A 23,296-nucleotide genomic window follows, 5' to 3' on the forward strand; every position below is an offset into this window, starting at 1 on the left:
TAATGTTAAGCTCCAGATTTATACTCATAATGATAGTAACCATAGCCAAAATAATTTGATGACTTGCGTAAAACAGCGTTAAGAATAACTCCTTTAATATCAACACCATTTTGCTCAAAACGCTTAATGCTAACATCCACTTCTTTAGGACTATTTATCTCAAAGCGAGCAACCATCAAAGCAGTACCGGCTAACTTACCAATAATTGCTGCATCAGTTACAGCAAGGATAGGTGGTGTATCTACTAACACTATGTCATACTCCTCCCCGACATACTCTAGCAATTCAGTAAAGCGGTTGTGCATCAATAACTCAGAAGGATTAGGTGGGTTTTGACCACGCGCTATAAAATCAAAATTATCATATTTAGTTTTTTGAATTGCACTTTGAGCATTTAATTTGCCAGAAAGCACATCAGATAAACCATACCGACTGTCTCCCCCTAGTAGTTCATGTGCATATCCTTTTCGCATATCACAATCCATGAATAAAACTTTGAGACCGCTTTGCGCTATTACTGCAGCTAAATTTGCACTGATAAAAGTTTTACCAATCCCAGGGCTAGCTCCAGAAATCATTAAAATATTATTTTTAGCCTCCATCATCGCAAAGTGCAAACTAGTTCGCAAACTCCTAATTGCCTCAACAGCTAGATCAGCAGGATTACCATATGTCAAAAGTAGACTTGTATCATTAGGAGTGGTTTTTTTAGTTTTTCTTTTATTTGCGAGAGTGAGATCCTGTTTACGTTGCCATTCAGATAAAGGGACACTAGCGTAAACATTGATTCCTAACTCCTCTAGCTGTTCGGGGCTTTCTATACCATTATAAAGAAATGAGCGTATTAAAACATAACCTATAGATAACATCACACCCAATATCAAGCTCAAGCTAATTATTATCACTTTCTTGGGTTGCACAGGAATATCCTGAGTTACCGCCTGATCAATAATCCGCACATTGCCCACCGTGCTAGCCTTGGATATGCTCAATTCCTGCTCTTTAGCCAACAACTGCATATAAATCTCTTGGCCTGACTGTACATCTCGGCTTAGCCGCAAAATCTCTTGCTGAGTTTTAGGCATCGAGCTCACTCGTTTGTTCAATTTGTCTCTTTCATCTTCCAAAACTTTCTTTTTCTCTAAAAGAGCACGATATGACGGATGTTCCACCGTGTATAATTTCGATATTTCCGCCTCTTTAAACGTAAGCTCATTCAATTGAGCATCAACAGAGACGATAGAATCCAGTACAGATTTAGCCTCTAAAGAAAGATCAACAGAATCATTCTGTTGACGATATTTATTCAACAAATTCTCTGAAGCATCAAGTGAATTGCGTACCTTTGGTAACTGACCTCTTAAAAACTCCAAGCTTCGGGCATCTTCTTCAGATTTTCTTTCAACATTTTGTGCAAGATAATTGTTGGTAATACTATTCAATATTTTCTGATTTAATATAGGGTCACTGCCAGTATAACTTAGTCCCAATACTCCAGTATTCTTACCTTTGTCCTGAACATTAAATACATCTAAGATAGAGTTAATAACCTTCAACTCTGGAACTTTAGTGACAAAGAAAGACGTACCTGCTTTTGCATTCACATCACTAATAAGTATAGAAAAATCGCCTTTTCTCAATAAAGTACCAATGATACCCTCTGCAAAAATCGCCTCATCTCTGTTTACACTAAAGTGCTTACCATCGTTTATGATTACCTCGATTGTAGGGTCATCCCCCCATTCGTCAGGGAGCACTAATCTAGATATAGCAATTTTTCCAGCCGGCTCTTTAGTCAAACGTACAAATATTTTACCAAAAACAGGAAAATACTTCTGCTCTATCACAGTATCTAAATTTAAATCCTCAACAGTTTTACTTAAAATCATTCTAGATTTAAGCAACTCAATCTCTGGAGCTGAATCTGGCTGTCCATTTGGCAACATTTGATTAATATTCTTTAGCAATGAATTCCCAGAATTTTGCTCTACCTGCACTAACGCATCAGCACGGTATATAGGGGTTGCTAATAAACTATATAATACCCCCAACGTCAAAAAGACTGAAGTGACAGCTATTATCAACCATCGATTATCTAGAACCTCTCCAAATAAACGCTTCAGATCAACCTCATCGTTCTTTTCACTTCTGCTAATATTTATTCTATTTTTCTCTAACATTATAAACCCTAGCTAACTAGCGACTTAAAGCACCGCCCCATTTTTGGGCGGACTCATAAAGAAGACGATAAACAAACTCAAATGCCTCTCGGCTTTGGCGATAAGGATCAGTAATGTCACATTTATTAAACCAATGCCCAAACAACATAACTTTGCCTCTTACTTCAGGAACTAATTGGCAAACTGCTTCAATATGTTTTTTCTCCATCACCAAAATCAAATCATATTCATGACACATACTTGCAGTAATTTGTTGCCCTTTATGCCCAGCTAATGAAAGACCATATTGCTCAGCAACTTCTGCCGCCCTCGCATCAGCTGGCTCACCAACCAAGGCACTAATCCCAGCTGAATCAATCTTTCGCTCTGGCAAGAGATTTCTCAACAACCGCTCCCCGGTTGGGGAGCGGCAAATATTGCCAACACAGACCACAAGAATTGAATTAAACATATTAGTTCGGCCAATTCCTTATCCAGCGCGCGGATTCAGTCATATTATTAACCCCAGTAATTGTCGGCACCAATTGACTGATCACGCGATTCCAACGCACTAACGGTGCAGTGGTAACATAAACAATATCGTAAGGTTGCAACTGGAACTCGGTACCCATCACTAAAGCACTGGCGTCTGAAGCATTCAACTGGTAGATATTCGCCAGTTTCTTACCTTCGCTACCGCGCAAGGAGCGAATCACAAACACCCCAGTAGCATCAGCCATTGCCTGGTCCATCCCTTCTGCATTACCCAATGCCTCAGTCAGAGTCATACCACTGCGGTCCATCTTCAACGTGGTCTGTTTCTTAACTTCACCCATCACAAACACTTTCAGGTCATCATTACGTGGGATGTAAAGAATGTCACCAGGGTACAGCAGGTGGTTTTCGGTCAGGTCGCCTTTCTGTAACAGCGCTTGAAGGGAGATTCGCTTCTCTTTGCCATCGTGGGTTAACACTACGTTGCGCCAATCCGCATTTTCGGTCAGGCCACCTGCAGCGTTAATTGCATCCATCACTGTTAGCGGCACGTTGGTAATAGGTTGTTGGCCAGATTTAGCCACTTCGCCTGTTACATAAGTCTTTTGCGAACGGAAAGCAGCAATGCTCACATCCACCTGTGGGCTTTCAATATATTGCGCCAAACGGCTGGCGATCTCAGTCCGGATCTCAGACATTGTCTTGTCTGCTACTTTAAGCTTGCCAATGTAGGGGTAAAAAATGGTGCCATCTGCATTAACCCAGTTACCGGTGTCGCTGGCACTACGGTATTGCCCCGCCGGAGTTGTCAACTCAGGGTGATCCCACACCGTCACCATCAGCACGTCGCCAATCCCAACACGATATTCGTAATTTTTCAGCTCAGCTTCTAGATCTTTGTTCGGCTGCGCTACAACCACTGCTGGTCGCATTTTTTCGATCAACTGCGGCGTCATTGGGTAAACATTGACCAGTTTGTCAATGTTAAAATCTGCATCGGATTGCTTTACAACTGTTTTACCTGAAGCCGATAGATGTGAACCAGGCACCACAGTACATCCACTGATGAAACTTGCTGATATCAGTACGGATACCAGCTTAAACGTAACTTTTGTCATCCAATTATTCACTATTATAAGGAAAGCAATCCAATCTAACATTCGAGCTCTATGAACGGAAAACAACTCAGTAAAGAGTAAACCACCTATCACACAATGCAGTTAATCACTTGTTTGAAGGTGTGTTTCCGATTTCGCTCATCCCTTGCTTATGGCCTGGCTTTCGGATCCAAGTCAAAATTTTCCAAACCCGAATAATAGACCAAAAATAAGCTGCAAAAACAACCAAAAATCCCACCAGCATCAGCAATTCAGGAACCCGGGCCCTATCGCCAATAATACCAATAGTCGCTAGCAACGCAGCAAAAGCAACAATCGCCAACAGTGTTTGCCGTGGACCCAAGCCAGCTCTCATCAAAATATGGTGCAAGTGCTCACGGTCAGGTTTAAATGGGCTATCTCCTCTGCGGATCCTGCGCACCATGATCGCAGCCATATCCATTAATGGTACCGCAATCAGCCACAGAGCAGATACTGGCCGCATCACAGCTTTATCACCCTGAGTAGCCAACACCAACAACCAGATAACAGTAAAGCCAATCAGCGTGCTACCCGCATCGCCCATAAACACCTTGAATCGCCTTCCCATCGGGAAGCCAAGGTTTAGCATGATGTACGGCAGCGATGCGACCAACAAGCACACGCACCATTTGGCCAGTTCCATGTTGCCACCTAGCTGGAACATTACTGCTAGTGCACCAAACGTAACACAAGACAACGCGCCAAGCAGGCCATCAATACCATCAACCATATTGAAAGCATTGATGGCACCCCACACCGCGAGTAACGTTACAGAATAACCAAATACCCCTAATGCCAGTTCAATATCAGTAGTCACATAGCCAAGGCTTGTCAAAACTAGCCCAGACCACATCATGGCACCAGCAACCAAGGCCTGAACCCCCACCCGTGGTAGAACAGGTAAATCAAACCGATCGTCCAATACACCAACAACCAGTAAAATTGTTGCACAGAACATGTAAAGACTAAATTGCGGCATCCAGTCTGGGTGCATCACATAAAGCACCCACAATGCCAAATAAATCGATACTCCCCCCACCAGCGGAATATGGCCATCATGCTTTTTGCGGGCACTGGGTTTATCAACTAAACCAATATAAAACGCGACCTTTCTCGCCCCCAGCAGCATTAAGAAGGCGCCAACGAAGACCACCATCGACTCTTGCACTTTCTCACCATAATCAAATAGTTATAACTCAAAATCCAGATGATGCAGACAGGTTACGGCTCTTGGCTAATGGCATTGCCAGCTAAAAACCTTAAGCGTAAGTGCCTGGTAGCTTCATGCTTTTATGGAAATAAAAAAGATCTAATCGTTATAACATCAAGAATAAAAATCCATTTAAAATCAAAGTATGGCAAGTATATCGACATGCCAATACAAAGCTTATTGCGTATGAAATAATTTATTTTCGCTAGAGGTAATTAAATCATTTAATTTACTGCTAACTAATTATCGGGCTCAGTCTTGAGAGAATAATTGTCGCTAATAGTGCCAATGGTTTTGCAAACTGTCTGTTTCTACTCGTAAATGTCAAAGTACATAAAACATTTACAGACCCAATTTCTCTACCCACTCGCGGAATGCCTTGCCCTGCGTCGGGTGGCGCAAACCAAAGGTGACAAACGCCCGCAGATAATCCAGCTTCTCGCCGCAGTTAAACGACTCCCCGACTAACTTCATGGCTTCTACCGGTTTTTGCTTCAGCAATTCTGCAATGGCATCGGTTAACTGGATGCGCCCCCAGGCCCCCGGCCTGGTTTGTTCCAGAATCGGCCAGATATCGGCAGCAAGCACATAGCGACCAACGGCTGAGTAGTTAGATTTCAGTTGAATCTCGCGGCTCGGTTTTTCAATGATGGATGTCATGAGCGAACTTTCACCAGGCTGCAAAGCCTTGGCTTCACATTCAACCACCGAGTAGTTATGCAGTACGCTTTCATCCACCGCCTGTACCAACACTTGGCTCGCACCGGTTTCATTGAAGCGCGTAATCATCTGTGCCAGGTTGTCTTTTTTCAGATCGGCTTTTACATCATCTATCAGCACGTCTGGCAGCAGTACCACAAAAGGGGAATCCCCCACTAACGGCTTGGCACAAAGCACCGCGTGCCCCAGGCCTTTGGGTTGCCCTTGGCGAATGTGCATCAGGGTGACGCCCGGTGGGGTGATCGACTTCACTTCATCCAGCAGTTGGCGCTTCACCCGCGCTTCCAGCATGGCTTCAAGTTCGTAAGAGGTGTCAAAATGATTTTCGATCGCATTCTTGGAGGAATGCGTCACCAGAATAATTTCTTTAATCCCAGCGGCAACGCACTCATTGACGATATATTGGATCAGCGGCTTGTCGACAATCGGCAACATTTCTTTCGGTATCGCCTTGGTTGCTGGCAACATGCGCATCCCCAAACCAGCAACAGGAATGACTGCTTTCAACATTTTAGCCATGATAACCCTCTCTGAATCTTCAAATCATGCTAGCGCTCTTGGCTATCACTTGCTGGTAAGAGTCTGTTTCAGCCACTGGGTGAAATTCTCACCTTCAGACGGGTGGCGCAGGCCATATTGCACAAAAGCCTTCATATAACCCAATTTGTCGCCACAATCGTGCGATTTCCCGGTCATATGGAATGCCTCAACCGTTTCCTGCTTCATCAGCATGGCAATAGCATCGGTCAACTGGATCTCATCACCCGCTCCAGGTGGCGTCTTTTCCAACAGCGGCCAAATATTGGCCGAAAGCACATAGCGCCCTACCACCGCAAGATTAGAAGGGGCTGCATCACGCGCAGGTTTTTCGACCACTGCAGTCATCGGTGTGCTTTCACCAGCAGCCAACTTTGCCCCACCGCAATCAACCACGCCGTATTTAAATACATCCTCTTCGGGCACAGGTTCAACCATAATCTGGCTACAATCGGTTTGCTCAAAACGCTGTATCATTTTGGCCAGATTCTCTTTACGCAGGTCGGCTGTAGCATCATCCAGCAACACATCAGGCAACAACACAACAAAAGGCGCATCACCCACCATCGGTTTAGCACATAGCACCGCATGGCCAAGACCCTTGGCCTGCCCCTGCCGCACTTGCATAACCGTCACATCCGGCGGGCAAATCCCCTGCACCTCTGCCAATAGTTGACGCTTTACACGTGCCTCAAGCACGGCCTCCAGTTCAAAAGAGGTATCAAAATGGTTTTCAATTGCATTTTTAGATGAATGTGTAACCAGTACAATATCTTTAATCCCCGCTGCAACGCATTCACTCACGATGTATTGAATCAATGGCTTATCAACCACCGGCAGCATTTCTTTCGGGATAGCCTTGGTTGCAGGCAACATGCGGGTGCCCAGCCCCGCTACGGGAATCACGGCTTTTAATCTTTTTTGCATCGTTTCGTTCCACCAAAAAACAAAAATAAATGTAAAAGAACCAGAAAAAATGTGAGGCAAGAGAGTTTAATATTTTTATTTAAAATCATCAGGTTCTGAAAAACTCAAATTTATGATGCTGACTTTTGACACGCTACCGCCCTTGGCTTGCAGCTACCAATGCACTGTAGACGATGTTTTTAATCAAGAAAATGCGATTATCACCACACCTTACGGTGCATCTGGGGCTTTACACTAAAATTAATGTGATATAAATCACACTATAATAAAGAGACAATACCCATCCTGCCGGGTAGCGGCACTTATCATCGTCTAAAGAACGACAGGATTCTTGAACCAAGATTCTTATACTATTGACCCACTGAAACAAGCCTTAGATAAACCTGTATAGGCCTTTTCAGAATAAGACTACTATTTTGTTTTTTACGCACATTTTATTTCAGTTTTCAATAAAAATAACACATTGATTTTAATGAAATTTTTAGACTTCTCATGCGAACAAGAAAGTTGGTTGATTTTTTTTGCAACAAGGTTCAACCAGGCAATGAACCATTATAACGGTTAGTTACTCGCCTTTTCTATTCTCCTGCGTCCTATTTATACCGATTTACAGTTGAATTCCCTTTTCCCTGCGTTCATCATTCTCATTGCGGCATAAGCCGTAGAACATAAAGGTGAAATTGGGCATATGGAATGGATCGCAGATCCAACAATTTGGGCCGGTCTGGCCACCCTGGTTGTGCTGGAGATTGTCCTGGGGATAGACAACCTCATATTTATCGCCATTCTGGCAGAGAAATTACCAAAAAAACAAAGAGATAAAGCTCGTATTGTCGGCCTTTTGCTGGCGCTGCTGATGCGTTTGGCACTGCTTGCCTCTATTTCATGGCTGGCGACGCTCACCAAGCCCCTGTTCACTGCAGCAGGCCACCCGTTCAGTGGGCGGGATCTGATCATGCTGGTCGGTGGTATCTTCCTATTGTTTAAAGCGACAATGGAACTGAACGAACGGCTGGAAGGTAAAGACGAAGAACAGCACGGCCAGCGTAAAGGGGCTCGTTTTTGGCCCGTCGTCGCACAAATTGTCGTGCTTGATGCCGTCTTCTCGCTGGACTCAGTCATCACCGCCATCGGGATGGTCGATCACCTCGCGGTGATGATGATTGCCGTCTGTATCGCTATTGGCCTGATGCTGCTGGCCAGCAAGCCGTTGACCCGTTTTGTCAATGCTCACCCCACGATTGTTATTTTGTGTCTCAGCTTCTTGCTGATGATCGGTTTCAGCCTGGTTGCAGAAGGTTTCGGCTATCACATTCCGAAAGGGTATCTCTACGCAGCCATTGGTTTCTCAGTGATGATCGAAGCACTGAACCAACTCGCACAGTTCAACCGACGCCGCTTCCTTTCCAAGGTTCGCCCCTTGCGTGAACGCACCGCAGAAGCGGTGTTACGCATGCTGAGTGGCAAGCATGAAGAAGCGGAAGTCGATAGCCATTCCGCTAACCTGTTGGCCGACAGCACCAGCACAAGCGGTGAGATCTTCAACCGCCAAGAACGCCATATGATCGAACGCGTGCTGGGTATGGCGCAACGAACAGTTAGCAGCATCATGACCTCACGGCACGATGTTGAATACCTTGCGCTCACCGATCCACAAGAAAAGCTGACGCAGATGCTGGGCAAAAACCAGCACACCCGCATCGTGGTAAAAGAAGATAACGCTAGCGATGAGCCGTTGGGAGTGATCCACACCATCGACGTTTTAAAGCAGCAGTTGCAGCAAGACTCGCTGGATCTGCGGTCACTGGTGCGCCAGCCGCTAATCTTCCCAGAGCAACTAACGCTGCTTTCTGCCTTGGAGCAATTCCGCCAGGCCAAAACGCATTTCGCCTTTGTCGTCGATGAGTTTGGTTCTATTGAGGGGGTGGTTACCTTGACAGACGTTATGGAAACCATCGCCGGTAACTTGCCAGAAGCTGACGAAGAGATAGACGCACGCCACGACATCCAGCAAACCGCCGATGGCTGTTGGATCGCCAATGGTCACATGCCGCTGGAAGATCTGGTGCTGTATGTGCCGCTGCCGATAGAAGAAAAGCGTGAATATCATACGCTAGCGGGTTTACTGATGGAGTATTGCCAGCGTATTCCACGAGAAGGTGAGCAATTGCAGATCGGTGACTATCTGTTTGAACCACTGCAAATCAGCAGCCACCGAATTATGAAGGTAAAAATCACGCCGCTAGTGATACGTGAAGACGACGAAGTCTGAATTCTACTGCCCTCTCTCGCTGGAGGGCAGTAGCCCAGTGTTCCTCCCTCCCCCAGGGATGAAGGAACTCTTAGCGCAGCGGAACCAGCAGTTCTGTCGCTACCACCACTACAATCAACCCGACAATAACTGGCACCGAAGTCCGTTTCACCACTTCGAACGGGGAGATTTTCGCCATCCCGGCCACCGCCACGACTACCCCGGAAACCGGTGATAATGTTCTACCAAGATTTGAAGCCTGCAGCATCGGGATCACCAGATAAGCCGGATTAATCCCCATCTGTGCGGCCAGTTTCGGGATCAGTTCAACAAACGCGTAGAAAGGAGCATTACCCGAACCGGTCGTCATTGCTGCCAGCATGGTAATGATCACCAGAACCAGCATCATGATAATCCCGCCGGTCCCGAACGACTGTGCCAAACCAATCAACCCACTGATAAACCCAACGGTACTCAACCCCTGTGCAAAGACACCAGCTGCAACCAGCAGCATAACTACGCTGGCAAACGCATCCGCCATGCCACGGTAAGCCACTTCCAGACCGGTAAACACGGTTTTGGCGTTGAAGCTACGGACAAACTCAATCACCGCAGTCAGGAACATGCAAATCACCAGAATGGTGATGATATGCAGCTCAGGGCCCCATTTACCATCAAACACCAGCACACCCAGGATCGGTGTAAACGGCAGAATGGCGTAGAAAGCCGGTGCGTGAGTCGTGATTTCACTCACATCGACAATATGATGCTGTTCGTTATTCTTGTTGTCGAGATAGCGTTGCCAGAAGAAATGAGCAATCGCCATGCAGACAATAGCGGCGATCGAGATTGGCAGCGTGGTTTTGAAGGCAAAATCAACCAGCGGCATTTCCGCCGCCTTGGCTGCCAGCACCACATCACCAGAAGTCGGTGAAAGAATTATAGCCGCCGGGGAGGCACAAATAGCCGCCGCAGCGCCACGGCTGATCCCCACATTCACCATCAGCGGGAACAGCGTTGCCATCAGCAACACCCCCAACCCTGTGGCAGAAGACACCGCCAATGACATCAGGCAGGCAACAAAGTAGGCGGCGATCATCAATAAATAAGGGGAGTTGATCATCTGCAACGGACGCGAGGCCAGCTTTACCACCACATCGTTGGCACCAATGTGGGTCATGTAAGCCGCAAAGCCACACAGCATCATGATCATCATGCCGAGATCGCCACCACGGCTCATCAGCAGAATCTTCACATACTCAAAAATATCGGTGGCCTGCCAACCGGTTGACGTGGCGCTGGCGGGCAACACGTTTTTGCCCATCAGGGCGCTGATCGTCAACAGCATCAGCCCCCCAACCATCAGCACCCCGGTGGCCGAATACCCTTTGATGATGTAACGCCCGACACCAGCCGCTACCACCACACCAATTAGAAGTTCTAACATAAACCCTCAACTTAATTATTTTGTTTCAGCACAACTATGGCTGATGAATACCGCACACTCTGCAGAAAATCGGCACAGGATATTATGACATTCATCAAAGTTGCGAGAGGAAACTGTCAGGGAATTATGATGGATTACCCGGGTCATTACATCTATGGATTAATTAACCATGTCCCCGCCTGTTCGACAGTGAACTTTTTCTGGTACTGGTTTTTAGCCGTGAGCACTTCTGCCAGATATTGCCCTGTGGCCAAATTCAGATGAACAAAGCCATTTTGGTCTGGTGTAACATGTTGCTTCTCACCGTTAATTCTCAGTTCTTCACCCGATTGGAGTTTAAAATACACTACAGCAACAGAGGTAAGAGCGGGAGTGGCAGGTGCTGCTGGTGCGGGTGTTGTGGCTACAGATTGCGGTTCTGGGGCTTGTGTAGTTAATGTGTTGTTCGCTATTGGCGTGATAACGGAAGACGAACCACTGTTAAACCAGATGATGAGCCCTGCAATGAGCACGGCTGCCATACCTGCACCGAATATGAATGGACGCAAGCGCTTTATGTCGCGTGTTTCGTTAACGACTTGTGGCATCACAACGGGTATCAGGCTGTTTGCCGCAGGCTGAGCCCCTGCGATCTCATGCTCGCTGGCAATAGACAGGTGTAAGAGTTCAGCCATTTCACCGATGGTTTGTGGCCTATCCTCGGGTTTTAATGCTAATGCACGATCAATCGCATCCAACAGATCTAACGAATAGCCTTTCGGACGACGTTCGGTCAACGGTTGGTAACTATCTTCGATACTGCGCACAACGCTGACCGGTGGCGGGGTACCCATGATCAGAGTATGCAACACTGCCCCGAATGCATAAATATCGGTCCATGGCCCCTGTTCACCATCGCTATTTTCCGTGTATTGCTCAATTGGGGCAAAACCGGGTTTGAGCATGATCTCTGTTTCATCAGACAGATTACCAATCTCTTTGCGCGCGGAACCGAAATCCAGCAAAACCGGCAACTGGTTTTCCTGAATCTGGATATTATCCAGTGAGATATCACGATGCAGATAGCCTTCCTGATGGATGGTATTAATCGCACTGAGTAAGGTGGGCAGCATATTACGGATCCAGGCTTCGTTGATTTTTTCCGGGTGCTGAACCCGGAATTTTTTCAATGTCGTTCCCGTATAAAACTGCATACCCATATAGGCTGTGCCATTTTCTTCCCAAAAACGCATCACGTTGAGCAGTGCCGGGTGAGAAAAGCGAGCGAGCAACCGTGCTTCCTGAATAAAACTGTTAAGGCCAACCTGGAAGGTGCGGCTAAAACGCTCACCACGCAGGCTGAGCGTTAAATCTTCATTACGAATGACCAACGAGGAGGGAATGTACTCTTTGATGGCAATAATGCGCTCTAGTTGGTGATCGTAAGCTCGATACACGATACCAAACCCACCTTCACCAATGACTTCTTTGATCTCAAACTCATTGAAACGATAGCCGATAGGCAGACTGTTTGAATTTGGTTTTATCATTCCGTTACCTGACATAATGGCAATTCTCTGTAATCAAATGACCGATGCAGATGGCCGACGCTATGCCTGAAATTGGCAGTTAAACTCGTGGTTCTGCATTGAAATATGTAACTGACAGTAGCTTTGGGCGTTGGCACTGGCCGCCAGCAGGGTAGTGCTTATTTGTGGTAGCAAAGTGTTGGTGAGAATGGCATCCACCATACGTCCACCGGACTCGACCTCGATACAGCGACTCGCTATCTGATTAATCACTTCGTCGTCAAACGTGCAGGTAATACCGTGATTTTCTGCCAGACGCTGCTGAATACGGCCAAGTTGTAAACGCACGATATTACCGAGTATTTCATCTGTCAGTGGATAATAAGGCACTACCAGCAAGCGTCCAAGCAAGGCGGCTGGAAACGCTGACAGCAATTCTGGACGCAATGCAGTGCCAAGCGCTACGGGCTCTGGCAACAACTCAGGATCGGCACACAGAGCAGTTATCAACTCGCTGCCAATGTTAGACGTAAGAATGATGATGGTATTACGAAAATCGATATGTCGCCCTTCACCGTCCTCCATCCAACCCTTATCAAATACCTGGAAGAAAATCTCATGCACGTCTGGATGCGCCTTTTCGATCTCGTCCAGCAGCACCACGCTGTAAGGCCGTCGGCGCACCGCTTCGGTCAGGACCCCACCTTCGCCATAACCCACGTAGCCCGGCGGTGCACCTTTCAGGGTCGATACGGTATGCGGCTCCTGAAACTCACTCATATTGATGGTAATCACATTCTGCTCTCCACCATAGAGCGTCTCGGCCAATGCCAATGCGGTTTCTGTTTTACCGACGCCCGAAGGCCCCGCCAGCAAAAATACACCAACGGGTTTATTGGGATCGTCCAAACGGGCGCGTGAGGTGCGAACCCGATGGGCGATCAGTTCCAGCGCATGGCGTTGGCCAATAATGCGTTGGCTCAGCGTATCGGAGAGTTGTAATACGGCTTCAATCTCATTTTTTACCATACGGCCCAGGGGGATCCCAGTCCAGTCGGAGACGACTGCTGCAACAATATTGGCATCAACAGCGGCGAAGATCAGTGGCGTTTCCCCTTGCACCTCATCCAGCTGTTTTTGTAACTCTGCCAGTTGGGCACGCAATTCCTCTTCAGAAGCTGCTGTTTGTTCAAGAGCGTTCTCTGCCGTTTCATGTTGTTGCCAATGCAATTGAGCACGTAGGTCGATCGTTTGTTGGATCAGGTCTAACTCCCGTTGCCAGCGCTCGGTCAATTGAGATAACCGTTCGCCCAATTCCACCAGTTGTGCTGCAATCTCCGCCGGGCGCGCTAGGTTGCCAATGCCCATTTTGGCTTCACGCGAAGCAATGCCCTGTTCAATGTGTAATGCTTCAATCCGGTGGCGACAATCCTCCACCTGAGCCGGTTCAGCATGTTGGCTGACTGCCACTCGTGCGCAGGCGGTATCGAGTAATGCCACCGCCTTATCCGGTAACTGACGTGCTGGAATATAGCGGTGAGAAAGGCGCACCGCAGCATCAATGGCTTCATCCAGCAACAGAACGCGGTGATGTTGTTCCAACGGGCTGACAGTGCTGCGTAACATCAGCAAGGCTTTTTCTTCGCTGGGTTCCTGTACCTGCACCACCTGGAATCGACGGGTCAGCGCTGGATCTTTTTCGATGTATTTTTTATATTCTGACCAAGTCGTCGCGCCGATGGTGCGCAACTGGCCACGCGCCAACGCAGGCTTTAACAGGTTGGCGGCATCGCCGGTTCCTTGCGCACCACCTGCACCAATTAGCGTGTGAATTTCATCAATGAACAAAATGATCGGAATCGGGCTGGACTGCACTTCGCTGATCAAGGCTTGCAGGCGTTTTTCAAACTCGCCTTTTACCCCCGCTCCGGCTTGCAGTATGCCAATATCCAGCAGGTAAAGCCGGACATCGCGCAATTGTGGCGGAACATCACCCGCCACAATACGCAGGGCCAACCCTTCAACCACGGCTGTTTTACCCACGCCAGCCTCGCCGGTCAGCAGAGGGTTGTTCTGGCGACGACGCATCAGAATATCGATAATCTGACGGATCTCTTCGTCACGCCCGCTAACCGGGTCAATTTCCCCCTTGCGCGCGCGCTCCGTCATATCTTGTGCACACTGTGCCAACACACTGCCGCTGGCGGAAGGAGCAGCGGACTCCAGTACTTCTTGTTCCTGCGGGTTCTCACTGGAGTTGGCGACGATCGTCATAAATTGATCGGTCAGCAATGTGACATTAATCATATCGAATTGTGCCGAGATGCTTTTTAACAAGTGACGCAAACTGTAGGTATTTAAAATACCGATGAGCAGATGCCCGGTGCGAATCTGATTGGCTCCAAACTTCAGCGAACCATAAACCCAGGCGCGTTCAACGGCGCTGTCGATGTGTTCTGACAGATCGGAGACCGAACTGGCACCGCGCGGTAGCCGATCCAGTGCCTCAATGATGTTTTGTGTTAAGCGAGTTTCATTAAGGGAGAAATGTTGCATAATCTGCTGCAAATCCCCATTAGGGGATTGCATCAACTGATGCAGCCAGTGCACCAGCTCAACATAGGGGTTACCACGCAGTTTGCAAAAAGCCGTTGCACTTTCCAATGAAGTGAATAACAGGCGATCCATTTTGCCAAATAGCACTGAACGACTGATTTCAGACATGGTTTTCCTCGGGTCTAAGAATGGCGGAACGCTGAACGGTTCCAACAGGAATAATTAAAAAGGTGTTTCCAGGGGCTCTGGGCTGTACGTCAGGTCATTGACATCATCTTGGCGATGGGGATTTTCCATCCAGCTACTGAGCCCCAATTGCTGCGTGCCGCCGAGTTGGATACCGTCCAACCGATCTTTTGCCAAAATCAGCCGGACCTCCCAGACAAACTCAATGCCCACATACTGGCGTACCCAATCACGTAACCGTTCGCTGAACACTGCACCGGGCAAAAAACGGTCATAATCCTGTTGGGACATCGGGCCAAGCTCGATACAGAATTTATGCTGAATGTCGCGCATGGCGATCCCTAAAAATGCCGACTCCCCTAAACGTGGGACGCCCCGCCCTGCCCCCAAACGAGCCTGTTCACGTTTTTCTATCCGTATCCAGTGTGGAACGTTTTCTATGATGCGCACCGGTACGTTGAAATAATCTTGCAGGATTTTGCCCAGCCCTTCGGGATCGCGTCCATGGCGCACTAAATGCCCCGCCATAAAGTGCTTGGCATGCATACTGAGGCTATCGCGCGCACGCTGCGCTGGCAGGCCAATGCCCATCAGGCAGGACAGATATTCATCAAATCGCCGGTTGTCAGGCCGATCAAGAGAAACCGTCGGCTGCGCGTTCGCCCAGGCGCGGTAGAATAGTGTGATCAATCGATGATGAAACAAGTTACTAAATGCCAGCAGGGTCCGATCCTGATGGTGATGCAGTCGCTCATACACATACTCGGTCATGTGTAAAGGCAATGGGCCATTAGGGCCAAACAGGCCAAAACTGAAGATCGACACCTCATACAGAGATGATCCCGCACGCGGATTCACCTGTGCCAACGTGGAAGGCGCAAAGGACAACGAGGGCTCTTGCCCAAGGCGCAGCAGATCATCACGTGGTCGAGGGGCACACCCTAGCAGATAAGGTTGCCCTCCTTGAGCATCAATCCGCCGTAATAGCTGGAACAAATCGTATCGATAAGGCGTTTTCTCCAGCGTTTGCCAAAAATTATTTGGCAAACGAGAGAGTGAGTTAATAGGTGCAAGCCCTGATGAAGGTAATGAACCCGTTTCGATAATCTCATGGGGCTCATTCATATCAGCGCCCTTTTGCCAATGCGCGCTTGCCACTCGGCGATCTCCCCCCGCTGTTGGCTGATCAACGTCATTTCCGTGAACGAGTTAATGGAAACCATCCGTGCAAACAGGCGTTCCAACACGCTGCCAAGCAGATAAGCACTACCGCCCGAAAATGCCTGTTCATCAACGGTGAGATCGATTGCAATGCCTCTGGCAAAGACAATCGGCCCAGGTTCTGGCACTCTGCGGAATACCGGTCTTATATTGCAATAACGTACCCCATTGACCTGCTTGGCAATAGTGGGTTCACTTAAATCACCATACAGGCTGAGTAGCTGACGCAGACTGGCAGCACCTTGCTCTGGATCGGTATCCATCAGGCTTAAGTAATTCAACTGTAACTGGCTGATTAAGTTCCAGGTAATCATACCTTCACTCAACGCAGCTCTGGGTGAGGTCGGGCCTTTCTTCAGCGATACCTGTCTGACCGGGAGTGAATCTGGCATCACGAAATGCCCCTGATCCTGCTGCAAGAGGGCCAACGGTAGATCACGACTGGTGCATAGCACATCGGCACTCAGGTATTTGAGATCGCTGTGCCACGGTGATTGATGTTCATCCACCAATGAAATAAACACTTCTGAACCAATATAGCCAGTACGTGTTCCATAGCGACGTGCACGTTCAGAGAGGGGGCGTTGTTCACGACGCAGTGAAAAATAGGCCCCATAATTATTATCATCGCTGCTTTTCGTTGCGTAGAAGTGGCGAAACTCCTGTTCTTGCCTTTTTTCGCGTGAACTCCCTATCAAGCGTTGTACTGAGAATATTTCATAGTCAAGTGGCCGAATGTTATCCACCACTAAGTGATATTCATGATTTTTTTCGTTGATCGAGATGCGCTCAGCGGTTTTAGGGAACAGGTTGATCACTGGCGTGCAATGTAACGCCAGATGATGCAAATCCACTACACGCTCCAGTGCAGCATCCTGTTTATCCAGCAGCAAGACTATTTCAAACTCGCGAGGTGCTTTTTTGCTTTCAGGAATACTCTGCAACAGCGGTTGCAAACCCGCGATGCTAAAGAACTGAAAACGGGCGGGGAAAGCGAAATACTCTTGCAGCAATCGGTAGCCATCAAAGTTGCGCAGATCGTTGGGTAGCAGCGCCTGTTCTGGTTCGAACCCTTCCTGGCGCAACAGATGTTGTGCTAATACCCGCCGTTGCGGTTGCGCCTCTACCGTTTGGCAGAGCAAACCGACGGTATGCTGCATAATCAACTCTTGCAGTTGCTGAGCGTGAATATCACTTCCTGACAGATAGAATGTCAGTTGATCGAGTTTAAGGTTATTCAGCGTGACGGTTTCGTAGCATTCCAATGTGATGCGTAGTGCGCTGATACCACCATTATGCTGCAACCCCAGGCTGGCTAATGGCAGATCGGCGGGAATTCCTCCCAGTTCGACATTCTTAAGTCGTACCGGCTGCAATCTCACGTCATGTGCTGTCGTATAACTACAGGTGACGCCATTTTTCTTTAACATCTGGCTGTCCAGCATGGTTCCCCTTGGCACCAGGAACCCTGTGCTGATGTCACCTTTATTACTGTCTGGCTGGATCTCTGCAATCGCCATTGACGGCGTGGGTGCCAGATAATTGGGATAGATGATCTCCAGCAACCGCTGTGAGAAACGTGGAAATTCGGCATCCATCTTCAGTTGCACGCGCGAAGTAAGGAAAGCGACCCCTTCCAACAGGCGCTCAATGTAGGGATCTGCAACGTCAATGCCCTGCATGCCCAAACGCCCTGCGACTTTTGGATAACTCTCCGCAAACTCCGCTCCCATTTCGCGCAGATAGGTCAGTTCACGGTTGTAATATTCTAAAAGTTTACGGTTCATCGTTTACCCTACATCTTTTAAATCGAAGCGGCCGTTTTCCAGATCGACATCGGTGCGAAACAGAAACTCCAGAGGGTAAGGGACACACCACAGACGGCCTTTGATTTCTATCGACAGGACGTTATGCAGTTCCAGTGAATGAGTATCTGAAATACAGCGCACCTGTAGCCCTTCGGGCAAGATACGGGGTTCAAAGGTCAGGATGGACTCGGTCAGCGCCTGTTGAATGTCCGACCATTCAATATCAGACATACGCTTGCCCGCCATGGAGGCAATACCGTAGTTAACCGTTGAGCGCCGTACCTGCGGATAAGACTCCAGATCGAGGCTTGATTCGCTATTAACGCAGTTGAACAACCATTGCAGATCGCGCAGTACCCGGTGGCGCAACTCACTGGACGACAACAGATGACGTGCTGCGGACTCCTGCTTTTTCTGCGGTTCATGATCGGTCAGGAGATCGAGCAAAACGGGTTGTATTCTATCGCGTGATGTCAGGCGTTCAGCATCCTGTCGGAAGTAATGCCCCTGCTGGCGCAGATCGCCATTTTTAAGCAGAGTCTTGCTGTTCATGAACCGTTACCCTGGTCAAAACTTAGTTGCCGCATGTTAAGCAGCGGAAATTCGGTTTTATCAGTGAACCAGGTTTTTAAACCCGATCCCGCATAGTGCTGGCTGTTCCCCAAAGGATGCCATTCGGTACGTTTGCCGAGCAGCAATGCATCCGCAGAATCAGCCAACAGCGGGTAACGGACAGGTAACTGACAGATGTGTTCACGGCCATCCACCAGGCGTATCAGCGCGTGGCTCCATACCAAATCGATCGCACTTTGTGGTGCCTGGAACTGGATTTCGGCAATAGCACTGAAAGGCAGCCAGTAATAATTGCCATTCAAGGCTAACTCACATACTGGCCCCAAGCGCCCATCACCATCCGTCAGCCAGGAAAAAGCTTCAGTGTTCTGCTCTTCACCGTTGGCGAAGGTGAGCTGCCCACTGCTAGTCATTGCCTCTTCCAAAGCCCGATCGCGCACGGCTTCCGCCTGCTCGTCTTCACCACGCAAGTCATGATGTAATGCCCCGAGCATCTGCATCATCCAACTTTCTGCGCTGTTTACCCACAAGGGGGTTGCCTGGCCAGCAAACACCGCCTGACGCTGTAGCTCAGCCTCTACGGACTGCATCAACAAATACGTTGTTGGCTGCGCTACAGGCTTCAGGGCTTGCCAGGATTTGAGCTGCATCTTGGCGCGTTGCCAGTTGCCGGTGAGGCACAGCAATTGTGCCAGAGCGGCCCGGAGATCGGCATCGGTTGGGTGAGCCTTAATATCGGTTTCCACTTGGCTGATGGCAGCACTTATAGTGTTCTCTTGCAGCATACCCGCTAATGATTTCATTATATTTCCTTTAAAAATCAATTAAACGCTTCATTAACGGAGAGATAGCTGCCGCTGGCGGGATCCACTCGTTCAGCAGCCAGCGTTTCTACCAGGCGGTATCTCAGAGATATCCCTGATTGAGTGAGCAATGGCCGCCAGGTATCACGGGCACGCGTGACTTCCTGACTGACTTCTACCTGATCGGCTGCCAGCTCACGTGCCATTTCAATAATTACCTCACCTTGGAACACCCAAGCGTGTAATTGTGGGTCAAACGGCAACACCAGGAAGCTGTTTGAACTCCCGAGTACCAGACGTTGGGCATTCGCACTGACCACCCTCAACGGGAAGCTGCCGGTATCAATATTGAGCAATGGATACCCTTGATAAAAGACAACGTTGTGCGTCTGGTTGCCCCCTTCAAGCGGGATCACTACCGTGCCTCGGCCATTCAAAAAACCCTCAGAATCGCAGTGAAGCGTATCTGTACTGGGGATGAAGATAGTGCTGTCATCAGCATGGTCGTTCCAATTGGTTCGGAATTGACAACCCTGCGGTAGCGCAAAAGACACAATGTTGTCTTGAGTGGCTAAAGGCGAAACCACGGCAACCGCAGGCGGTATCCCAGTATCTGCTGGATTTGTTGCCTCAGGCAGCTCGGCTACCGGTTGCCACTTCTGGCTTTTCTTCGCGCTGCCTGATGCTATTTTATTCCCCTGCTTGTCGGTAAAAATCCAAGGGATTTCTACCACTTTGGGGCACTGCCTTTCTAACAGACTACCTACACGCGGCAGAAAATCGGTCAGAACAGATGTGTTCTGACTCTGAGCCGAGGTAATGCGCAGTAGGATACTGTTGGCACACCAGCTTTCGGGCTTGCTGTTATTGACATCATCAATGAAGACTTCAAGTTTTAGGGTAGGTGAATGTACCAACCGATAATTTTCAGCATGTGCAACAGGTATCATCATCAGGGCAATAATCCCAGATATCCAAAATTTCATAGTAGACCTTCGACGTAATTCAAATTACTTGTAGGAAAGAAAACGTTCAGCATCGGTGAGAGAGTGTAATAAGGTCGTTTCTTGCGGAGAGCCAACCCAGACAGCAATTGCACTGTAATTATCGGAATTGTTAACGTTACCGTTCTTATCCCAGGCTTGTTGCATCAGAGAGAGCCATTCGCTAGGAGAATTCACCATATGCAGTGATTGCTCCAGCTCATCTTGGGTAAAGTTATGCCAGAAACCATCAGTGCACAGCAGGAAAACGTCGCCGTCTTCCAGTTGCAGCACTTCGCCATAGGTAGCATCACGTTCTTCATTCATTCCCAAGGCAAAATACAGCAGATTGCTGTTGATCCCGTTGGTTTGATAGCCAGCGTCGGCCATTTGCTGCACCAAACTGTGGTCACGAGTAACAGCCTGTAAATAGCCACGGCGAAACAGGTACAGGCGACTATCCCCTGCGTGCGCCCAGTAAGCGAGTTGGTAATCACGATCGATAAACAGGCTCACCAACGTGGTGCCCATCTTGCGGTATTGTTCAGATTGCTGTTGTTGGCGAATGGCATGGTTGGCCTGTGCAATATATTGGCGGATGCTTTGCGCATCCAAATGCCTCTCACCATCAAAATTTTGCAAGATGCTGTCTCGCGCCACTTTGGCTGCAATCTCTCCACCCGGCAGGCCGGCAATACCGTCGCAGACAACAAAACAGGCGGCGCGAAGACCAACCACCTCACCGATCTGATCTTGATTGGTTACGCGTTCCCCTTGATTAGAGGTCGAAGCTACAGTGATATTCATTGGCTACCCGATTTAGTCTGTGAATCTTTGTATTGGTTTACTTCGATGCCATAAGCGTGCAGGAAGGCTTCACCAAACAGAGTATGAAAATCATCTTCAAGCTCACCGGCGGTCTTCTGATAACTCTTAACGAAATAATCCCACAGTGCAGCTTTACGGCTTGAAGGTAATGTCAGGCGGGGAATAGCCCCTTCGTGACGTGCTTCGTCTTCCAGACGTTCAGGATTAAAAGATTGCAATATGGCTGCGATAAGCGCCTGAATCCCGGCGATCATACCTAGTTGGTGAGCCTGCAGATCGATCAGCGCATCACGTACAGATTGTTCTGGCGGCATAAAGCCCGGCATTTTGCTACCAAACATTTGCATCAGTACGGTTTTGCCTGAGGGTAAGAGCTTGAATGGGTTATTGGCCTCATCCAGGATCATCGTCATTTCCGCTTTTACACCACGCTTGAGGATTGAGCGGGAAGAAAGCAAGGCAACCGTGCCTTGTGAAAACAAACTCAACAATCGGCCAACCTGCTGCAACTGCTGCTCGTCAAGATGTGGTTGTGACTGTAAGTCATCCAAACCAAGCCCTTGCAGCAAAGCCTTCAGTAACGGCCCTTCCAGTATTTCACCGTTAGAGACAGGTGCGCTTGGTGGCTGCTGTTCTGAGTAGGCAACGGGATCGATTCCCAAACGACTCCCTAGGCGAGTTTGGGATGTTGCTGGTGTAATTTGGGCTTTAACCTTTGGTTGTTCGGGGGCGGTCACTGGGGCTACTGGCTGCGATACGATGGTTTCCTGTCTGGCTGGGGCCAGAGGCGTTGACGTTCTGGTCAATATGGGTTCTGTCGGTGCAACCGGGCGCTCCGGCGCGGGTGATAATGGTTCTGCCAAGGGTACGACATGACTCGTCATCAGGCCCAACGGGTCATGATTGTTTTGGGCACCTGTCGCGACTGGAGAATGTGAGCTACCAAAGAGAGCCAGTGGATCAAGCTCTGGTTCACCAGCACGATTCTCTCTTAAAGGCGTCGGTTCTGGCGTGTGTTTAGGCAAATGACTTTCTACCAGCAACGCACTGGGTGTGGTATCCGCCAGAATATGGTCCCGAGCAAAGGGCGTGTCGGAGTTGAATAATGCTGACGGATCGGTCTGCCTGGAGTGCAAATGATGCAGTTCGATACTATCGGTCAACTGCTCCAACGGATTGCTCGGGTTCAGCTCAACGCGTGGATTATCCAGTAAAGGATGAAGCTCATCGTTATAAGTCGCTGGCGTCGGCGTGGTTTCTTCTGGAGTGAACTCTTGTATCAGGCTATCCCAGATCTCATTTGGGACAGCCGCCGTGTTTTGCTGCTCAGCGGAGGTAACGGTTGGTTCGATATCTAAAATACGGGTGATCGCAGGGGACGCTACCGAAGCGGGAACGGGTACCACGGATTGCTGTAGACTGTTGACCTGAATTTGATAGTCGTCGATCCCCAAAATATCGCCATCCTGCAACTCAACCTGACGGCCACGTTCCAGCGGAATATTATTAAGTTGTACGCTTGTCACATTGCCACGGTTGGTAATACGGCATTCACCCTCAGCTGAAATATGTACGATTGCCTGTAAGCGAGATATTGCTCGCTCTTCGTCCGGTAGCACCAAATTATTATCCACGCTACGGCCTATTGTTCCACCAGGCTGCAGAAAATCGCAGCTACTCTGCGGAGGTACCTGACCACTCTTGTTTTTTACAATAGAAAATCGCATAAGGCATTCCTGCTGATTAAGGTGTAATGCAACGTCGTATTATTGCTGGCTAGTTAGTGATATAGCGCATCAATTTTCTATCAGCCCATCAAGTTAAAGAAGTCTTACTTAAAGTGATAGAATTTGTCTCATCAATAAATGCTCAGGACAAGAAAATAACAATGTATTGGCGCTGTCATGAGATGCAGAACCCTATCTCCTGAGAGAAGTGTTTAGAC

17 protein-coding genes are annotated in these 23,296 nt (G+C 48.5%); 1 reads left to right on the forward strand and 16 read right to left on the reverse strand.

What is annotated here, in order from left to right; all coding sequences use genetic code 11:
• Positions 1 to 5: 5 nt before the first annotated feature.
• The 6 genes from wzc to galU (IV04_RS02200) all read right to left on the reverse strand — a co-directional run bounded on the left by wzc (position 6) and on the right by galU (IV04_RS02200) (position 7,187).
• Complete coding sequence (gene wzc, locus IV04_RS02175; protein WP_037394142.1) at positions 6 to 2,180, reverse strand: tyrosine-protein kinase Wzc; 2,175 nt, start codon at positions 2,178 to 2,180, stop codon at positions 6 to 8.
• A gap of 16 nt (positions 2,181 to 2,196) precedes the next feature.
• Positions 2,197 to 2,631: a protein-tyrosine-phosphatase gene (locus IV04_RS02180; protein ID WP_037394145.1), complete on the reverse strand. Its 435-nt coding sequence runs from the start codon at positions 2,629 to 2,631 to the stop codon at positions 2,197 to 2,199.
• A gap of 1 nt (position 2,632) precedes the next feature.
• Positions 2,633 to 3,772: a polysaccharide export protein gene (locus IV04_RS02185; protein WP_037394146.1), complete on the reverse strand. Its 1,140-nt coding sequence runs from the start codon at positions 3,770 to 3,772 to the stop codon at positions 2,633 to 2,635.
• Between the two features lie 106 nt (positions 3,773 to 3,878).
• Positions 3,879 to 4,949: a UDP-N-acetylglucosamine--undecaprenyl-phosphate N-acetylglucosaminephosphotransferase gene (gene wecA, locus IV04_RS02190; RefSeq protein ID WP_231566223.1), complete on the reverse strand. Its 1,071-nt coding sequence runs from the start codon at positions 4,947 to 4,949 to the stop codon at positions 3,879 to 3,881.
• Between the two features lie 396 nt (positions 4,950 to 5,345).
• A complete protein-coding gene (gene galU / locus IV04_RS02195) occupies positions 5,346 to 6,242 on the reverse strand; it encodes a UTP--glucose-1-phosphate uridylyltransferase GalU (RefSeq protein WP_037394151.1) in 897 nt (298 codons plus the stop codon).
• 45 nt (positions 6,243 to 6,287) lie between these two features.
• Positions 6,288 to 7,187: a UTP--glucose-1-phosphate uridylyltransferase GalU gene (galU, locus tag IV04_RS02200; RefSeq protein ID WP_037394154.1), complete on the reverse strand. Its 900-nt coding sequence runs from the start codon at positions 7,185 to 7,187 to the stop codon at positions 6,288 to 6,290.
• Positions 7,188 to 7,875: 688 nt separating this feature from the next.
• Here galU (IV04_RS02200) and IV04_RS02205 point away from each other — a divergent pair.
• Positions 7,876 to 9,459: a TerC family protein gene (locus IV04_RS02205; protein WP_037394157.1), complete on the forward strand. Its 1,584-nt coding sequence runs from the start codon at positions 7,876 to 7,878 to the stop codon at positions 9,457 to 9,459.
• A gap of 70 nt (positions 9,460 to 9,529) precedes the next feature.
• On the opposite strand, the gene dcuC is transcribed toward IV04_RS02205, so the two are convergent.
• From dcuC to tagH, 10 genes are all read right to left on the reverse strand, one after another.
• A complete protein-coding gene (dcuC, locus tag IV04_RS02210) occupies positions 9,530 to 10,885 on the reverse strand; it encodes an anaerobic C4-dicarboxylate transporter DcuC (RefSeq protein WP_037394159.1) in 1,356 nt (451 codons plus the stop codon).
• A 152-nt stretch (positions 10,886 to 11,037) separates the two neighbouring features.
• On the reverse strand, positions 11,038 to 12,429 hold the full coding sequence (locus IV04_RS02215; RefSeq protein WP_037394162.1) for a serine/threonine-protein kinase: 1,392 nt from the start codon (positions 12,427 to 12,429) through the stop codon (positions 11,038 to 11,040).
• Positions 12,430 to 12,474: 45 nt separating this feature from the next.
• Entirely contained in the window at positions 12,475 to 15,117 is a 2,643-nt protein-coding gene (gene tssH / locus IV04_RS02220) for a type VI secretion system ATPase TssH (protein WP_037394165.1), read from the reverse strand.
• A 54-nt stretch (positions 15,118 to 15,171) separates the two neighbouring features.
• Positions 15,172 to 16,260 carry a type VI secretion system baseplate subunit TssG gene (gene tssG, locus IV04_RS02225; RefSeq protein WP_051916587.1) on the reverse strand — a complete coding sequence of 363 codons (1,089 nt, stop codon included), beginning with the start codon at positions 16,258 to 16,260 and terminating at the stop codon, positions 15,172 to 15,174.
• A complete protein-coding gene (tssF, locus tag IV04_RS02230; protein WP_037394167.1) occupies positions 16,257 to 18,143 on the reverse strand; it encodes a type VI secretion system baseplate subunit TssF in 1,887 nt (628 codons plus the stop codon). The genes tssG and tssF overlap by 4 nt, the downstream gene beginning before the upstream one ends.
• A 3-nt stretch (positions 18,144 to 18,146) precedes the next feature.
• Entirely contained in the window at positions 18,147 to 18,716 is a 570-nt protein-coding gene (locus tag IV04_RS02235; RefSeq protein WP_037394169.1) for a type VI secretion system baseplate subunit TssE, read from the reverse strand.
• The gene (locus IV04_RS02240) at positions 18,713 to 19,540 is read right to left on the reverse strand and encodes a type VI secretion system accessory protein TagJ (RefSeq protein ID WP_037394171.1); all 828 of its coding nucleotides are present in this window, start codon (positions 19,538 to 19,540) and stop codon (positions 18,713 to 18,715) included. Before IV04_RS02240 ends, IV04_RS02235 begins: the two co-directional genes overlap by 4 nt.
• Before the next feature lie 17 nt (positions 19,541 to 19,557).
• Positions 19,558 to 20,493, reverse strand: coding sequence for a type VI secretion system-associated protein (locus IV04_RS02245; protein ID WP_369794862.1), 936 nt, complete (start codon positions 20,491 to 20,493; stop codon positions 19,558 to 19,560).
• A gap of 57 nt (positions 20,494 to 20,550) precedes the next feature.
• On the reverse strand, positions 20,551 to 21,330 hold the full coding sequence (locus IV04_RS02250) for a PP2C family serine/threonine-protein phosphatase (RefSeq protein WP_037394176.1): 780 nt from the start codon (positions 21,328 to 21,330) through the stop codon (positions 20,551 to 20,553).
• Positions 21,327 to 23,078, reverse strand: coding sequence for a type VI secretion system-associated FHA domain protein TagH (gene tagH, locus IV04_RS02255; protein WP_037394178.1), 1,752 nt, complete (start codon positions 23,076 to 23,078; stop codon positions 21,327 to 21,329). Before tagH ends, IV04_RS02250 begins: the two co-directional genes overlap by 4 nt.
• Positions 23,079 to 23,296: the final 218 nt, after the last annotated feature.

It is taken from the genome of Serratia sp. Ag1, from assembly GCF_000743355.1.
Taxonomy (GTDB): Bacteria; Pseudomonadota; Gammaproteobacteria; order Enterobacterales; family Enterobacteriaceae; genus Chania.

Coding starts and splice junctions, on each gene's coding strand:
- wzc (WP_037394142.1), bottom strand. CDS start 2,180: ATGTTAGAGAAAAATAGAATAAATATTAGCAGAAGTGAAAAGAACGAT.
- IV04_RS02180 (WP_037394145.1), bottom strand. CDS start 2,631: ATGTTTAATTCAATTCTTGTGGTCTGTGTTGGCAATATTTGCCGCTCC.
- IV04_RS02185 (WP_037394146.1), bottom strand. CDS start 3,772: ATGACAAAAGTTACGTTTAAGCTGGTATCCGTACTGATATCAGCAAGT.
- wecA (WP_231566223.1), bottom strand. CDS start 4,949: ATGGTGGTCTTCGTTGGCGCCTTCTTAATGCTGCTGGGGGCGAGAAAG.
- galU (WP_037394151.1), bottom strand. CDS start 6,242: ATGGCTAAAATGTTGAAAGCAGTCATTCCTGTTGCTGGTTTGGGGATG.
- galU (WP_037394154.1), bottom strand. CDS start 7,187: ATGCAAAAAAGATTAAAAGCCGTGATTCCCGTAGCGGGGCTGGGCACC.
- IV04_RS02205 (WP_037394157.1), top strand. CDS start 7,876: ATGGAATGGATCGCAGATCCAACAATTTGGGCCGGTCTGGCCACCCTG.
- dcuC (WP_037394159.1), bottom strand. CDS start 10,885: ATGTTAGAACTTCTAATTGGTGTGGTGGTAGCGGCTGGTGTCGGGCGT.
- IV04_RS02215 (WP_037394162.1), bottom strand. CDS start 12,429: ATGTCAGGTAACGGAATGATAAAACCAAATTCAAACAGTCTGCCTATC.
- tssH (WP_037394165.1), bottom strand. CDS start 15,117: ATGTCTGAAATCAGTCGTTCAGTGCTATTTGGCAAAATGGATCGCCTG.
- tssG (WP_051916587.1), bottom strand. CDS start 16,260: ATGAATGAGCCCCATGAGATTATCGAAACGGGTTCATTACCTTCATCA.
- tssF (WP_037394167.1), bottom strand. CDS start 18,143: ATGAACCGTAAACTTTTAGAATATTACAACCGTGAACTGACCTATCTG.
- IV04_RS02235 (WP_037394169.1), bottom strand. CDS start 18,716: ATGAACAGCAAGACTCTGCTTAAAAATGGCGATCTGCGCCAGCAGGGG.
- IV04_RS02240 (WP_037394171.1), bottom strand. CDS start 19,540: ATGAAATCATTAGCGGGTATGCTGCAAGAGAACACTATAAGTGCTGCC.
- IV04_RS02245 (WP_369794862.1), bottom strand. CDS start 20,493: ATGATGATACCTGTTGCACATGCTGAAAATTATCGGTTGGTACATTCA.
- IV04_RS02250 (WP_037394176.1), bottom strand. CDS start 21,330: ATGAATATCACTGTAGCTTCGACCTCTAATCAAGGGGAACGCGTAACC.
- tagH (WP_037394178.1), bottom strand. CDS start 23,078: ATGCGATTTTCTATTGTAAAAAACAAGAGTGGTCAGGTACCTCCGCAG.